This is a genomic window from Streptomyces sp. NPDC048353 (assembly GCF_055587165.1).
On record NZ_JBVJGU010000007.1, the window covers coordinates 303,597 to 317,357 of the forward strand.

Genomic DNA, 13,761 nt, shown 5'->3' on the forward strand with positions numbered 1-13,761 from the left:
GCGCAGGGTTCGCCACTCACGCCCCTCAGGAGGCGTCGATGAACCGGTCGAGGACCCGGACGCCGAACTTCAGACCGTCCACCGGGACGCGCTCGTCGACGCCGTGGAACATGCCGGCGAAGTCCAGCTCCGGCGGCAGCTTGAGGGGGGCAAAGCCGAAGCAGCGGATGCCGAGGTCGTCGAAGGACTTGGCGTCGGTGCCGCCGGAGAGCATGTACGGCACGGCCCGGGCGATCGGGTCCTCCGCCTTGAGCGCCAGCTGCATGGCGTCCACGAGGTCGCCGTCGAAGCTGGTCTCCAGCGCCTTGTCGCCGTGCACGTCCTCGCGCCGGACGCGCGGGCCGAGGATCCGGTCGAGGTCGGCCAGGAACTCGTCCTCGTACCCCGGCAGGAACCGCCCGTCGACGTGCGCGGTGGCCTGGCCCGGGATGACGTTGACCTTGTAGCCGGCGCCGAGCATGGTCGGGGCGGCGGAGTTGCGCAGGGTCGCGCCGATCATCTTGGCGATGCCGCCCAGCTTGGCGAGCGTGGCCTCCATGTCCTCGGGGTCGAGCGGGGTGCCGAGCGCGTCGGAGAGCTCGTCCAGGAAGGAGCGCACGGTCTTGGTCATCCGTACCGGCCACTGATGGCGGCCGAGGCGGCCCACGGCCTCGCACAGCTCGGTGATGGCGTTGTCGTTGTTGGTCATCGAGCCGTGGCCGGCCGTACCCTCGACGGTCAGCCGCATCCAGTGCATGCCCTTCTGGGCCGTCTCCACCAGATAGAGCCGCAGGTTCTCGTTGACGGTGAAGGAGAAGCCGCCGACCTCGCCGATGGCCTCGGTCACCCCGTCGAAGAGATCCCGGTGGTGGTCGACCAGGTGGCGGGCGCCGTAGGTGCCGCCGGCCTCCTCGTCGGCGAGGAAGGCGAGGACGATGTCCCGGGGCGGCTTGCGGCCGCTGCGCAGCCGGTCCCGGACGACCGCGAGGGTCATCGCGTCCATGTCCTTCATGTCGACCGCGCCCCGGCCCCAGACGCAGCCGTCGGCGACCTCGCCGGAGAAGGGGTGGTGCGTCCAGTCGTCCGCGTTGGCCGGCACCACGTCGGTATGGCCGTGGATGAGGAGGGCCGGCCGGGACGGGTCCTCGCCCTCGATCCGGGCGACGGTGGAGGCCCGCCCCTGGTGCGATTCGATGATCTTCGGATCCAGGCCGACCTCGGCCAGCTTCTCCGCGATGTACTCCGCCGCCGCCCGTTCGCCCGGGCCGGAGTGGTCGCCGTAGTTGCTGGTGTCGATGCGGATGAGGTCGCGACAGAGGTCGACGACCTCGTCCTCGCCGGTGACGCTCCGGGCCGTGTTCGACTCGCTCACGCTGCTTCCTCCCACTACGTGCCCCACATGGTTGCTGGTGGTCTCCCCCCATCCTCCCGCGCCCGGGCCCGGGCACCCAAGGGCGGCCCCCGGCGGACATGTGCCCGTCACATGTGCCCTACGCGTTCCGCACCGGCCGGGGCCCGGGAAGGGTGGTGATCTGCCACTCCGAATGTTTGCTATGGTTTTCCACGTCGGAACGGCCCAGCGGCCGGAAAGACAGACACCTTGTCCGGGTGGCGGAATGGCAGACGCGCTAGCTTGAGGTGCTAGTGCCCTTTATCGGGCGTGGGGGTTCAAGTCCCCCCTCGGACACCAGCGGAAGACCCCACGTCTCGTGGGGTCTTTCTTCGTTACGGCGGTGGGACCGGTGAGACGCAGAGCGAGGGCCCTCGGGGCGCCGTTGCCGCAGCGGGAGGGGATCGATCCCGCGCGGGTGCGGCTGCCCGAGGACGCGGAGGGCCGCTGGGCGACCGTCGGTGATCATCTGCGGGACCGCTTCGGCGGCGCCATCGGTGCCGGGCGGGTGGACGAGATGCTGCGGGACGGCCGCTTCGTGCGGCTGGACGGGCCCGTGACCGGCCGGGAGCCGTACGCCGCCGGGCTGAGCGTCTGGTTCCACCGCGACTTCCCCGCGGAGGAGCCGGTGCCGTTCGGGATCGGAGTGGTGTACCGCGACGAGCGGATCGTGGTCGCCGACAAGCCGCACTTCCTGGCGACGATGCCCCGCGGGCGGCACGTGACCGAGACGGCGCTGGCGCGGCTGCGCCGGGAGCTGGCGCTGGCGGAGCTCCAGCCGGCGCACCGGCTGGACCGGCTGACGGCGGGGCTGGTCCTCTTCGTCGTGCGACCCGCGGACCGGGGCGCGTACCAGACGCTGTTCCGGGACCGGCTGGTGCGCAAGGAGTACGAGGCGGTGGCGCCGTACGATCCGGCGGTCGCGCTTCCGGTCACCGTGCGGAGCCGGATCGAGAAGGAGCGCGGGGTGATGGCCGCCCGGGAGGTGCCGGGCGAGCCGAACAGCGAGAGCCGGATCGAGCTGGTGGAGCGGCGGGGGGCGCTCGGGCGCTACCGGCTGCTGCCGGCCACCGGGCGCACCCATCAGCTGCGGGTGCACATGAACGCCCTGGGGCTGCCGATCCTGCACGATCCGGTCTATCCCGTGGTGCGCGCGGACGGGCCGGAGGACTTCACGCGGCCGCTGCAACTGCTGGCGCGGACGCTGGAGTTCACCGACCCGGTCTCGGGCGTGGAGCTTCGGTTCGAGAGCCGGCTGAGCCTCGCCGGGCTCAGTGGCCCCGGCTGATCCACTCCTGGAGGTGCGGGGCTTCGGCGCCGATGGTGGTGGTGTCGCCGTGTCCGGTGCGGACGACCGTCTCCGGCGGGAGGGCGAGGAGGCGGTCGCGGATCGAGTCGACGAGGGTGGGGAAGTGGGAGAAGGACCGGCCGGTGGCGCCGGGTCCGCCCTGGAAGAGGGTGTCGCCGGTGAAGACGGTGGCCAGGTCGGGGGCGTACAGACAGACCGCTCCGGGGGCGTGGCCGGGGGTGTGCAGGACCTTGAGGTCGGTGCCCGCGATGGTGAGGGTCTGGCCGTCGGCGAGTTCGCCGTCGGGGGTGTGGTCGGGGTGGGTCTGCTTCCACAGGGGCTGGTCGTCGGGGTGGAGCAGGATGCGGGCGCCGGTGGCGGCGGCGAGGGCCGGGGCGGCGTCGATGTGGTCGTTGTGCGCGTGGGTGCAGACGATGGCGCGGAGGGTACGGCCGTCGAGGGCGGCGAGGATGGCGGTGGCGTCGTGGGCGGCGTCGATGACGATCGCCTCGGTGTCGTCGCCGACGATCCAGACGTTGTTGTCGACGTCCCAGGTGCCACCGTCGAGGGAGAAGGTGCCGGAGGTGACCAGGTGGTCGATGCGGGTGGCCATCAGAACACCACCACCGAGCGCAGGACGTCGCCCTCGTGCATGCGGGCGAACGCCTTCTCCACATCACCCAGGCCGATGGTCTCGGTGACGAACGCGCCCAGGTCGATGCGGCCCTGCTGGTGCAGGTCGATCAGCATCGGGAAGTCCCGGGAGGGCAGACAGTCGCCGTACCAGGAGGACTTCAGCGCACCGCCGCGGCCGAAAACGTCCAGGAGCGGGAGGTCCAGGCGCATCTCAGGGGTGGGCACACCCACCAGGACGACGGTGCCGGCCAGATCGCGGGCGTAGAACGCCTGCCTGTACGTCTCCGGGTGGCCGACGGCCTCGATGACGACATCGGCGCCGAAACCGCCGGTCAGTTCGCGCACCGCCTCGACCGGGTCGGTGGAGCGGGAGTTGACCGTGTGGGTGGCGCCCATGGAACGGGCCGTCTGCAGCTTCCGGTCGTCGATGTCGACGGCGATGATCCGCGCCGCACCGGCGAGGCGGGAGCCGACGATCGCCGCGTCCCCCACACCACCGCAGCCGATGACCGCGACCGTGTCGCCGCGGCCGACGTTCCCGGTGTTGATCGCCGCGCCGATACCGGCCATGACACCACAACCCAAAAGACCGGCGACCGCCGGAGCCACGGACGGGTCGACCTTGGTGCACTGACCCGCCGCGACGAGGGTCTTCTCGGCGAAGGCACCGATACCCAGGGCCGGGGAGAGCTCGGCCCCACCGGCGAGCAGCGTCATCTTCTGCCGCGCGTTGTGCGTGTCGAAGCAGTACTGCGGACGCCCCCGCAGACAAGCCCGGCACGCCCCGCACACCGCACGCCAGTTCAGGATCACGAAATCGCCCGGGGCCACGTCGGTGACACCCGCGCCGACCGACTCGACGACACCCGCGGCCTCATGACCGAGGAGGAAGGGATAGTCCTCGCTGATGCCACCCTGCTTGTAATGCAGGTCGGTGTGACAGACCCCGCAGGCCTGGACCTTCACCACGGCCTCACCCGGACCCGGATCGGGAACGACGATCGTCTCCACCCGTACGGGCTCGTTCCGGCCGGGGGCGACGACCCCCTGGACCTGCTGCGCCATCGTGCACTTCCCTTCCTCGGTAAGCCTCTTGGCTACCACTATCTCCTGACGAACGGTGAGACCCCCGCAGATCGTGCCCGCGGGGGTCTCACTGTTTGTCAGGTGTCCGTGCCGAGGTCAGCCCTTGAGGGAGGCCTCGGTGGCGCGGACCCGCTTGCGGACGAGGAACCAGCCGCCGACGAGCAGGAGGCCGATCAGCGGGAGGCAGTTCACGGTGGTGCGGCTGATGCCGCCGTCCATCCACATCAGGACGAGGACGGAGCCGAGGAACACCAGCGTGACGATCTGGGTGTACGGGGCCCAGGGCAGGCGGTAGGAGGGGCGGGTGACCCGGCCTTCCTTGGAGCGGTTCACGAACAGCAGCGAGCAGACCATGATCATGGCCCAGGTGCCGATGATGCCGACGGAGGCGAAGTTCAGCACCAGCTCGAAGGCCTCGCCGGGCATGACGTAGTTCAGGCCGACGCCGAGGACACCGAAGGCGGCGGTCAGCAGGATGCCGCCGTAGGGGACGCCGCCCTTGTTCATGACGCCGGTGAACCGGGGCGCGGAGCCCGCCAGCGACATGGAGCGCAGGATCCGGCCGGTCGAGTAGAGACCGGAGTTCAGGCTGGAGAGCGCGGCGGTGAGGACGACGAGGTTCATCACGCCGGCGGCGCCGGGGATGCCCAGCTTGTCGAAGACGGTGACGAAGGGGCTCTGGTCGCCGGAGTACGCGGTGTACGGCAGGAGCAGGGCGAGGAGGACGACGGAGCCGACGTAGAAGAGGCCGACGCGCCACATGATCGAGTTGATCGCCTTGGGCATGATCTTCTCGGGGTTCTCGGTCTCGCCGGCGGCGACGCCGCACAGCTCGACGGAGGCGTAGGCGAAGACGACGCCCTGGATCAGCAGCAGCATCGGCATGACACCGCTGGGGAAGATGCCGCCGTTGTCCGTGATGGTGGACAGGCCCGGGGTGTGGCCGCCGACCTCGTGCGAGGTCGCGATCAGGAAGATGCCGATGAGCATGAAGGCGACGAGGGCGCCGACCTTGACGATCGCGAACCAGAACTCCATCTCGCCGAAGTACTTCACCGAGATGAGGTTGGCGGCGAGGACGACCGCGAGGGCGATCAGGGCGAGGATCCACTGCGGGACGTCGCTGAACATGGCCCAGAAGTGGGCGTAGGTCGCGGCCGCGGTGATGTCGGCGATGGCGGTGGTCGACCAGTTCAGGAAGTAGAGCCAGCCGGCGGTGTAGGCGCCCTTCTCGCCCATGAACTCACGGGCGTAGGAGACGAAGGCTCCGGAGGAGGGGCGGTAGAGCACCAGCTCGCCGAGGGCGCGCACCACGAAGAAGGCGAAGACGCCGCAGACCGCGTAGGCGATGAAGAGGGACGGACCGGCGTTGGCCATGCGGCCGCCGGCGCCGAGGAACAGACCGGTGCCGATGGCGCCGCCGATGGCGATCATGTTGATGTGCCGGGACTTCAGGTCCTTGCGGTACCCGGCGTCACCGGCGTCGACGTGGGGGGACGCCCCGGGCGCGGGGGGCAGGCCCGCCGGTGGGGTGGCGGACAGCGTGTCGGCCGCAGGGGAGATGCGGTCACTCATGGACTTGTTCGCCTTCGTGAGGGGGAGGGTCTGTGCGGTACCCGGCCACGCGCGCGGGAGGTCGTCCTCGACGCGGCCAGCGCACATCGTCACGGCAAGACGGGGGTTCTGACAGTGGCCAATGTCACTGAACGCCCTTATTTGAGCTACTTCTGAGCTTGCGCCGGGGTGTACGGGGCGAGATCGGGCGGTTGACGCGCGTTTACGGCGCGAGGACGTCCAGCTCCTTGAGGGCGCCGACCGCGATCTGCCGGGTCAGCTCCTCGGCGCGGGCCGCGTCCCGCTCCCGTACGGCCTCGGCGACCTGGACGTGGAGGGTGACGGCGGCCGGGTCGGGGTCCTCGAACATCACCTGATGGTGGGTGCGGCCGGTGAGCACCTCGGCGACCACGTCGCCGAGCCGGGCGAACATCTCGTTGCCGGAGGCGTCGAGGACCACGCGGTGGAAGGCGATGTCGTGGACGAGGTACTCCTCCAGCCGGCGGCCGCGCGAGGTGGCGACCATGCCGAGCGCCTGCTCGGTCAGCTCGCGGCACTGCGCAGGGGTGGCGTGGAGGGCGGCGAGGCCGGCGGCGACCGGTTCCACGGCGGAGCGCAGGACGGTGAGCGAGCGCAGCTGACGGGGCCGGTCGGCGCCGGCCAGGCGCCAGCGGATGACCTGGGGGTCGTAGACGTTCCACTGCGGGGTGGGCAGGACGGTCACCCCGACGCGGCGGCGCGACTCGACCAGGTGCATGGATTCCAGGACGCGCACGACCTCGCGGACGACCGTCCGGGAGACGTCGAAGCGCTGGGCCAGCTCGTCGGTGCGCAGCACGCTGCCCGGCGGGTACTCCCCCGCGGTGATCGCGAGGCCCAGGGTGGCCAGGACGTGCGAGTGGAGCCCCGGGGCCGGTGTCGTCATGGGGTCAGCCTATGCGGCGACGCGATCACCGAACTAAAAGTATGACTTTTATGTCACATGCTCTTGAATACGTCGTACTCAATGGGTTTCATGAGCGCGACGGAATCGATGTCGAGGAAGACAGCGAGGCACCACCCATGAGCAGCACCCCTCTGACGGCGCCCCTGGTCGTCGTCGTGATGGGCGTCGCGGGCACCGGCAAGACCACCATCGGTCCGCTGGTCGCCGACGCCCTCGGCGTCCCCTACGCCGAGGGCGACGACTTCCATCCGCCGGCGAACGTCGCCAAGATGTCCGCCGGCGTCCCGCTGGACGACGAGGACCGCGGCCCGTGGCTCGACGCGATCGGGCGATGGGCGCACGGCAGGGCCGGGCTCGGCGGGGTGGTGAGCAGCTCCGCGCTGAAGCGGATCTACCGGGACCGGCTGCGGGCGGCCGCCCCGGGTGCGGTCTTCCTCCACCTCACCGGTGCGCGCGAGCTGATCGAGCGGCGGATGGCCGAGCGGAAGGGCCACTTCATGCCGACCGCGCTGCTCGACTCGCAGTTCGCCACCCTGCAGCCCCTGGCGGACGACGAGGCGGGGGTCGCCGTGGACGTCTCCGGCTCCCCCGAGGAGATCGCCGCCCGGGCCGTCGCCGCGCTGCGCCGGCTCGGCGGCTGACGCCGGAGCCGTGACGGCGGCGCGGGACGGGCATCCGCGCCGCCTGGCCCGATCACCGGTCCTCTGAGCCGTATCCGCGCCGTCGGAACCGTCTCCGCGCCACGGGCGCTCCCCCAGCGCCCCCTCCCCCCTACGACCGTCCCTAAGGAACCACCGTGACCAGTCTCAGCGTCGAGACGCTGGCAGCGGACGCCGTCGAGCCGATCACCTCGGCCGGCAACGCCCAGCTCGGCATCGCCGTGCTCGCGGGCATCGCCGTCATCGTCCTGCTCATCACCAAGTTCAAGCTGCACGCCTTCCTGGCGCTGACCATCGGGTCCCTGGCCCTGGGCGCGTTCGCCGGCGCCCCGCTCGCGGCGACCATCGAATCCTTCACCTCCGGCCTCGGCAAAACCGTGGCCGGCGTGGGCGTGCTCATCGCGCTCGGCGCGATCCTCGGCAAACTGCTCGCCGACTCCGGCGGCGCCGACCAGATCGTCGACACGATCCTCGCCCGGGCGAGCGGCCGGGCCATGCCGTGGGCGATGGTGCTGATCGCCTCCGTCATCGGGCTGCCGCTCTTCTTCGAGGTCGGCATCGTGTTGCTGATCCCGGTGGTCCTGCTGGTCGCCAAGCGCGGCAACTACTCGCTGATGCGGATCGGCATCCCCGCCCTCGCCGGCCTCTCGGTGATGCACGGACTGATCCCGCCGCACCCCGGTCCGCTGGTCGCCATCGACGCGCTCGGCGCCGACCTCGGCGTCACGCTCGCCCTGGGCGTGCTGGTCGCCGTACCGACCGTGATCATCGCCGGTCCGGTCTTCTCGCGGTACGCCGCCCGCTGGGTGGACATCCCGGCCCCCGAGAACATGATCCCCAGCCGTCCCTCCGAGGAGCTGGAGAAGCGTCCCGGCTTCGTCGCCACCGTCTCGACCGTGCTGCTGCCCGTCGTCCTGATGCTGGTCAAGGCGCTGGTCGACATCGTCGTGGACGACCCCGCCCACCCGGTGCAGAAGGTCACCGACGTCATCGGCTCGCCGTTGATCGCGCTGCTCGCCGCCGTGCTCGTCGGCCTGTTCACGCTGGGCCGGGCGGCCGGCTTCACCAAGCAGCGGCTCTCCACGACCGTCGAGAAGTCCCTCGCCCCGATCGCGGGCGTGCTGATGATCGTCGGCGCCGGCGGCGGCTTCAAGCAGACCCTGATCGACGTCGGCGTGGGCCAGATGATCCTGGACTTCTCCGAGAACTGGTCGATCCCCGCGCTGCTGCTCGCCTGGCTCATCGCGGTGGCGATACGGCTGGCGACCGGCTCGGCGACGGTGGCGACGATCTCCGCCGCCGGTCTCGTGGCCCCGCTCGCCGAGGGCATGGGGACGAGCGAGACGGCCCTGCTGGTGCTGGCGATCGGCGCCGGCTCGCTCTTCTTCAGCCATGTGAACGACGCCGGGTTCTGGCTGGTGAAGGAGTACTTCGGCATGACCGTCGGCCAGACGATCAAGACCTGGTCGGTGATGGAGACCATCATCTCGGTGGTCGGCATCGTCTTCGTCCTGCTGCTGTCCCTGGTGTTGTAGCGGGCGCCGGACCGAGCGGCGGGAACGGGCGGCGAGGGCCGGTCGTGGCTGACAGACTGTCGGCCATGACCGGCCCTCACGCGCTCAAGCCGTTCCTGCTCGCCTTCCCCGGACCGCTGCGCGACCGGCTCGTCGCCGCGGTCCTCTCCGGCGAGAAGGTCTCCACCACCGGGCTGCTCGCCGAATGGGAGGCGGAGGGCGAGGACCTCCCCGAGGTCGGCGAGCGCTCGGCCCTGATCGACTCGGACGGGCGCGAGGTCGCGGTGGTGGAGGTGGTCGGGGTCCGGACGCTGCCCCTCGGCGAGGTCGACCTGCGGCACGCGCGCGACGAGGGCGAAGGGCACACGTCGGTGGCCGCGTGGCGCGCGGACCACGAGCGGTTCTGGCACTCCGAGGAGATGCGGGAGGCGCTCGGCGATCCCACCTTCACGGTGGACGACGCGACGCCGGTGGTGGCGGAGCGGTTCCGGGTCGTGGAACTGCTGCCGCCCGCCTGAGGCTCGCGGACCTCCGGCCGCCGCCCTCCGTTACGACACCGCCTGCGCCGCCGCCCGGCCGGCCGCGCGGCCCGAGAAGATGCAGCCGCCGAGGAAGGTGCCCTCCAGGGAGCGGTAGCCGTGCACGCCTCCGCCGCCGAAGCCGGCCGCCTCGCCCGCCGCGTACAGGCCGGCGAGCGGCTCGCCGCCCTCGGTCAGGACCCGCGAGGAGAGGTCGGTCTCCAGTCCGCCGAGCGACTTGCGGGTCAGGATGTTGAGCCGTACGGCGATGAGCGGACCGGCCTTGGGGTCCAGGATGCGGTGCGGGGCGGCGGTACGGATCAGCTTGTCGCCCAGGTACTTCCGGGCCCCTCGGATCGCCGTGACCTGGAGGTCCTTGGTGAAGGGGTTGGCGATCTCCCGGTCGCGGGCGGTGATCTCGCGGCGCAGCTCGGCCTCGTCGATGAGCGGCTCGTCGGTGAGCGCGTTCATGCCCCGGACGAGCGCGGCCAGATCGTGCTCCACGACGAAGTCGACGCCGTTGTCCATGAACGCCTTCACCGGGCCCGGGACGTCCGCCCGCGCGCGGCCGATCACGTCGCGGACCGACTTGCCGGTCAGGTCGGGGTTCTGCTCGGAGCCGGAGAGCGCGAACTCCTTGCCGATGATCCGCTGGTCGAGGATGAACCAGGTGTGGTCGTGGCCGGTGCGGGTGATGTGTTCGAGGGTGCCGAGGGTGTCGAAGCCGGGGAAGAGCGGGACGGGCAGCCGGCGGCCGCGCGCGTCCAGCCAGAGCGAGGAGGGCCCGGGCAGGATGCGGATGCCGTGGCGGGCCCAGATCGGGTTCCAGTTCTCGATGCCCTCGGTGTAGTGCCACATCCGGTCGCGGTTGATGTGGTGGGCCCCGGCCTTCTCCGCGATGCCGAGCATCAGCCCGTCGACGTGGGCGGGGACCCCGGAGAGCAGCTTGGCGGGCGGGGTGCCGAGCCGCTCGGGCCACTGGGCCCGGACCAGGTCGTGGTTGCCGCCGATGCCGCCCGAGGTGACGATCACGGCCTGTGCGCGGTAGGAGAAGGCGCCGGTCACCTCGCGGCTGCTCGCGGCGCCGCGGGCGGCGGACGAGGGGGCGAGGGTCTCGCCGTGGACGGTGTCCACGGCCCCGGCCGTGCGACCGAGGCCCGTCACCCGGTGGCGGAAGCGGAACCGGACCCGGCCGGCGGCGGCGCCTTCCCGGACCCGGCGCTCGAACGGGGCGACGAGGCCCGGGCCGGTGCCCCAGGTGATGTGGAAGCGGGGGACGGAGTTGCCGTGGCCGGTGGCGCCGTACCCGCCGCGCTCGGCCCAGCCGACGACGGGGAAGAAGCGCACCCCGCGCGCGTGCAGCCAGGACCGCTTCTCGCCGGCGGCGAAGTCGACGTACGCCTCCGCCCACTTCCGCGGCCAGCGGTCCTCCTCGCGGTCGAAGCCGGCGGTGCCGAGCCAGTCCTGGTGGGCGAGGTCGCGGCTGTCCTTGATCCGCATCCGGCGCTGCTCGGGCGAGTCGACGAGGAAGAGCCCGCCGAAGGACCAGTGGGCCTGTCCGCCGAGGGACTGCTCGGGTTCCTGGTCGAGCAGGATCACGCTCCGTCCCGCGTCGACCAGTTCCGCGGTGGCCACGAGCCCGGCGAGCCCGGCTCCGATCACGATCACATCAGCGTCGTACGACATGGTCCGAATATTGGATACACCGATGTATCCAGTCAACCGTCCGGCACCGATCTGGTCGCATCTGTTTTCTCGCGTCGGGCTCGACCCGTCTCGCCACCGGCGCGTTCCCGGCGGCCGGGAGCGGGGGCCGGCGTGGGGCGGGCTGATTGCATGACGTCATGAGCGCCGCGGATGAGGTACTGGACGTCGTGGACGAGTCCGACCGGGTGGTCGGGCAGGCTCCGCGCGGTGAGGTGTACGCGCGGGGGCTGATCCACCGCTGCGTGTTCGTCCGGGTCCGGGACGCCGAGGGCCGGACCTTCGTCCACCGCAGGACCCCGGGGAAGCTGCTCTTCCCCTCGATGTACGACATGTTCGTCGGCGGTGTGGTCGGCGCGGGCGAGTCGTACGACGCGGCCGCCCTGCGCGAGGCCGAGGAGGAGCTGGGGGTGCGCGGGCTGTCCCGCCCCGAGCCGGTGCTGCGTTTCCTCTACGACTCCGGCGGCGTCGCCGGGAAGTGGTGGTCGGCGGTCTACGAGGTCCGGTGCACGCTGCCGGTGAACCCGCAGGTGGAGGAGGTCGCCTGGCACGGCTTCGTCACCGACGCGGAGCTGGAGCGGCGGCTGCCCGAGTGGGAGTGGGTGCCCGACGGCCTCGCCGCGTACGAGCGGCTGCGCGCGCACAGGAGGCGCTGAAGAGCGGCGGATAGGGTGCCGGGGTGAGCGATTTCGTACGGAGCCTGCGCCTGTGGTTCGCCCCCCAGCGGATCCGGGAGGAGGGTGACACCCCCGACTACCGCTTCTCGCTGGCCAACGAGCGGACGTTCCTGGCGTGGATACGGACCTCGCTCGCGCTCGTCGGCGGCGGATTCGCCGTCGACCAGTTCCTGCCGGATCTGCGTTGGGGGGTACGGGTCGGGCTCGCGCTGGCCCTGCTCGCCGCCGGGGTGCTGTGCGCCCTGCGGGCGGTCAACCACTGGGTGCGCTGCGAGCGGGCGATGCGGCGCGGCGAGGACCTGCCGGTGTCGCGGTTCCCGACGGTGCTCGGTCTCGCGGTGGCCCTGGTGGCCCTCGCGATGGTGGTGGTCATCGTCTTCGGGTGGGCCGGGCGGTGATCGGCGCGTCGGGATCCGCGGGGGCGGTCGACGCGAAGGACCCGGGGCTGCAGCCCGAGCGGACCCGGCTCGCCTGGCGGCGTACGACGCTGGCCTGCACGGTCGTGGCGGTGCTCGCCGTACGGGCGGCGATCGACGGCGAGATCACGGCCGGGGCGCTGGTCGGTATGGCGCTGTCGGCGCTGGTCTGGATCGGCTTCCTCGCCGTCGCCCACCGCCGCATCGGAGCGCTGGACACGGCCCGGCCCCGCGCGCTCTCCCACCGGGGCGCTCTCCTCGCGGCGGCGTGCACGGTCGCCCTGGCGGGGCTCGCGGTCGCGGTGGTGCTGTGACGGGGCGTACGCCATTCGCACCGGCCCTTGCGCTGAGGGGCGCGGGCGGCTGCCAGCGGCGTGCGCCGGAAGCGTCGTACGCCGTGCGTCAGTCGGGCCACTCCACCGTGACCACCACTTTTCCGTTCAGGCCGCCCTCGGCGTTGGCGCGCTGGGCGTCGGCGGCCTGGTCCAGCGGGAACGACCGCGCGACCCGTACGGACAGGACGCCTTCGTCGACCAGGCCGGCCAGGGCGGCGAGGTCGTCGGCGTCGGGGCGGACCCAGAAGTAGCGGCCGCCGAGGGCGATGACCTCGCCGTCCGCGATGGAGGCCAGGCGCCCCTCAGGGGCCAGGATCCTCGGTGTGAGCTTGAGGAAGGCGCCGCCGATGGTGTCGACGACCGCGTCCACCCCGTCCGGGGCGAGCGCGCGGACCTGCTCCACGAAGGTGTGCTCGTCGTAGAGCACCGGCTCCGCGCCCAGTTCCACGACCCGGTCCCGGCCCGCCTCGCGGGCCGCGCCGATGACGCGGCAGCCGAGGTGGCGGGCGATCTGGACGGCCATGGAGCCGACCCCGCCGGCGGCGGCGTGGACGAGGACGGTCTCCCCGGAGCGGACGCCGAGGGCCCGGTGGAGCACCTGATAGGCCGTGAGGCCGACCAGGGGGAGAGCGGCGGACTCCTCGAACCCCACGGTCCGGGGTTTGCGGGCGAGGGTGCGGACCGGGGCGGCGACGTACTCGGCGAAGGTGCCGTGCGCGAGGAAGTCCTCGCGGACGTAGCCCATCACTTCGTCGCCGACGCCGAACTCGGTCACGGAGACACCGGGCTGGACGACGACACCGGCCACGTCCCAGCCCGGGATGACCGGGAACACGGCGTCCAGCATGCCGTCCAGGTACCCGGCCTGGGCCTTCCAGTCGACGGGGTTCACGGCGGCGGCCCGCACCTTGACGAGGACGTCGTCGGGGCCGACCTTCGGGTCGGGCCGCTCGCCGTACTCGAGCACCTCGGGTCCGCCGTACCGGCTGTAGCTGATCGCCTTCATACCCCGAACCTTCGAGGCGGCCCCGGTGCCCCGCAAGCCGGGCTCCCCCGGCG

Annotated in this window: 14 protein-coding genes and 1 tRNA gene; 8 read left to right on the plus strand and 7 right to left on the minus strand. The window is 71.7% G+C overall.

Going from position 1 to position 13,761, the window contains the following annotated elements; translation table 11 throughout:
- Positions 1–25: 25 nt before the first annotated feature.
- Positions 26–1,351 carry a M20/M25/M40 family metallo-hydrolase gene (locus ACZ6RC_RS25535; RefSeq protein WP_391144694.1) on the minus strand — a complete coding sequence of 442 codons (1,326 nt, stop codon included), beginning with the start codon at positions 1,349–1,351 and terminating at the stop codon, positions 26–28.
- Between the two features lie 230 nt (positions 1,352–1,581).
- On the opposite strand from ACZ6RC_RS25535, the gene ACZ6RC_RS25540 reads away from it, so the two are divergent.
- Together ACZ6RC_RS25540 and ACZ6RC_RS25545 are read left to right on the plus strand one after the other, a co-directional pair.
- Positions 1,582–1,669: transfer RNA gene (locus ACZ6RC_RS25540), tRNA-Leu, on the plus strand.
- A 52-nt stretch (positions 1,670–1,721) separates the two neighbouring features.
- A complete protein-coding gene (locus ACZ6RC_RS25545) occupies positions 1,722–2,657 on the plus strand; it encodes a pseudouridine synthase (protein ID WP_469587252.1) in 936 nt (311 codons plus the stop codon).
- On the opposite strand, the gene ACZ6RC_RS25550 is transcribed toward ACZ6RC_RS25545, so the two are convergent.
- The 4 genes from ACZ6RC_RS25550 to ACZ6RC_RS25565 form a co-directional block, all read right to left on the minus strand.
- Positions 2,641–3,270: an MBL fold metallo-hydrolase gene (locus ACZ6RC_RS25550; RefSeq protein ID WP_469587255.1), complete on the minus strand. Its 630-nt coding sequence runs from the start codon at positions 3,268–3,270 to the stop codon at positions 2,641–2,643. The genes ACZ6RC_RS25545 and ACZ6RC_RS25550 overlap by 17 nt on opposite strands.
- A complete protein-coding gene (locus ACZ6RC_RS25555) occupies positions 3,270–4,358 on the minus strand; it encodes an S-(hydroxymethyl)mycothiol dehydrogenase (RefSeq protein WP_469587258.1) in 1,089 nt (362 codons plus the stop codon). The genes ACZ6RC_RS25550 and ACZ6RC_RS25555 overlap by 1 nt, the downstream gene beginning before the upstream one ends.
- A gap of 117 nt (positions 4,359–4,475) precedes the next feature.
- On the minus strand, positions 4,476–5,954 hold the full coding sequence (locus ACZ6RC_RS25560) for an amino acid permease (protein ID WP_391144685.1): 1,479 nt from the start codon (positions 5,952–5,954) through the stop codon (positions 4,476–4,478).
- Between the two features lie 202 nt (positions 5,955–6,156).
- Positions 6,157–6,858 carry a FadR/GntR family transcriptional regulator gene (locus ACZ6RC_RS25565; protein ID WP_391144682.1) on the minus strand — a complete coding sequence of 234 codons (702 nt, stop codon included), beginning with the start codon at positions 6,856–6,858 and terminating at the stop codon, positions 6,157–6,159.
- Between the two features lie 152 nt (positions 6,859–7,010).
- On the opposite strand from ACZ6RC_RS25565, the gene ACZ6RC_RS25570 reads away from it, so the two are divergent.
- From ACZ6RC_RS25570 to ACZ6RC_RS25580, 3 genes are all read left to right on the plus strand, one after another.
- Entirely contained in the window at positions 7,011–7,520 is a 510-nt protein-coding gene (locus ACZ6RC_RS25570) for a gluconokinase (protein WP_391145327.1), read from the plus strand.
- A 155-nt stretch (positions 7,521–7,675) separates the two neighbouring features.
- Entirely contained in the window at positions 7,676–9,073 is a 1,398-nt protein-coding gene (locus ACZ6RC_RS25575; protein WP_391144679.1) for a GntT/GntP/DsdX family permease, read from the plus strand.
- 65 nt (positions 9,074–9,138) lie between these two features.
- On the plus strand, positions 9,139–9,570 hold the full coding sequence (locus ACZ6RC_RS25580; RefSeq protein WP_391144677.1) for an ASCH domain-containing protein: 432 nt from the start codon (positions 9,139–9,141) through the stop codon (positions 9,568–9,570).
- Positions 9,571–9,600: 30 nt separating this feature from the next.
- Here ACZ6RC_RS25580 and ACZ6RC_RS25585 read toward each other — a convergent pair whose 3' ends face one another.
- The gene (locus tag ACZ6RC_RS25585; RefSeq protein ID WP_469587264.1) at positions 9,601–11,256 is read right to left on the minus strand and encodes an FAD-binding dehydrogenase; all 1,656 of its coding nucleotides are present in this window, start codon (positions 11,254–11,256) and stop codon (positions 9,601–9,603) included.
- A 158-nt stretch (positions 11,257–11,414) separates the two neighbouring features.
- Between ACZ6RC_RS25585 and ACZ6RC_RS25590 the strand changes: the two genes are divergently transcribed.
- Genes ACZ6RC_RS25590 through ACZ6RC_RS25600 form a run of 3 tightly spaced genes read left to right on the plus strand, consistent with a single transcriptional unit; the run spans position 11,415 to position 12,681 of the window.
- Positions 11,415–11,930, plus strand: coding sequence for an NUDIX domain-containing protein (locus tag ACZ6RC_RS25590; protein ID WP_469587267.1), 516 nt, complete (start codon positions 11,415–11,417; stop codon positions 11,928–11,930).
- Between the two features lie 23 nt (positions 11,931–11,953).
- Positions 11,954–12,349 (plus strand): YidH family protein, encoded by a 396-nt coding sequence (locus ACZ6RC_RS25595; RefSeq protein ID WP_453619555.1) that lies wholly within the window; start codon positions 11,954–11,956, stop codon positions 12,347–12,349.
- A complete protein-coding gene (locus ACZ6RC_RS25600) occupies positions 12,334–12,681 on the plus strand; it encodes a DUF202 domain-containing protein (protein ID WP_469587271.1) in 348 nt (115 codons plus the stop codon). The genes ACZ6RC_RS25595 and ACZ6RC_RS25600 overlap by 16 nt, the downstream gene beginning before the upstream one ends.
- 88 nt (positions 12,682–12,769) lie before the next feature.
- On the opposite strand, the gene ACZ6RC_RS25605 is transcribed toward ACZ6RC_RS25600, so the two are convergent.
- The gene (locus ACZ6RC_RS25605; RefSeq protein ID WP_469587273.1) at positions 12,770–13,708 is read right to left on the minus strand and encodes an NADP-dependent oxidoreductase; all 939 of its coding nucleotides are present in this window, start codon (positions 13,706–13,708) and stop codon (positions 12,770–12,772) included.
- Between the last annotated feature and the right edge of the window lie 53 nt (positions 13,709–13,761).

What these genes read in the sequence shown, in the direction of transcription:
- ACZ6RC_RS25550 (WP_469587255.1), bottom strand. Translation starts at nt 3,270, where the DNA reads ATGGCCACCCGCATCGACCACCTGGTCACCTCCGGCACCTTCTCCCTC.
- ACZ6RC_RS25555 (WP_469587258.1), bottom strand. Translation starts at nt 4,358, where the DNA reads ATGGCGCAGCAGGTCCAGGGGGTCGTCGCCCCCGGCCGGAACGAGCCC.
- ACZ6RC_RS25560 (WP_391144685.1), bottom strand. Translation starts at nt 5,954, where the DNA reads ATGAGTGACCGCATCTCCCCTGCGGCCGACACGCTGTCCGCCACCCCA.
- ACZ6RC_RS25565 (WP_391144682.1), bottom strand. Translation starts at nt 6,858, where the DNA reads ATGACGACACCGGCCCCGGGGCTCCACTCGCACGTCCTGGCCACCCTG.
- ACZ6RC_RS25580 (WP_391144677.1), top strand. Translation starts at nt 9,139, where the DNA reads ATGACCGGCCCTCACGCGCTCAAGCCGTTCCTGCTCGCCTTCCCCGGA.
- ACZ6RC_RS25585 (WP_469587264.1), bottom strand. Translation starts at nt 11,256, where the DNA reads ATGTCGTACGACGCTGATGTGATCGTGATCGGAGCCGGGCTCGCCGGG.
- ACZ6RC_RS25590 (WP_469587267.1), top strand. Translation starts at nt 11,415, where the DNA reads ATGAGCGCCGCGGATGAGGTACTGGACGTCGTGGACGAGTCCGACCGG.
- ACZ6RC_RS25605 (WP_469587273.1), bottom strand. Translation starts at nt 13,708, where the DNA reads ATGAAGGCGATCAGCTACAGCCGGTACGGCGGACCCGAGGTGCTCGAG.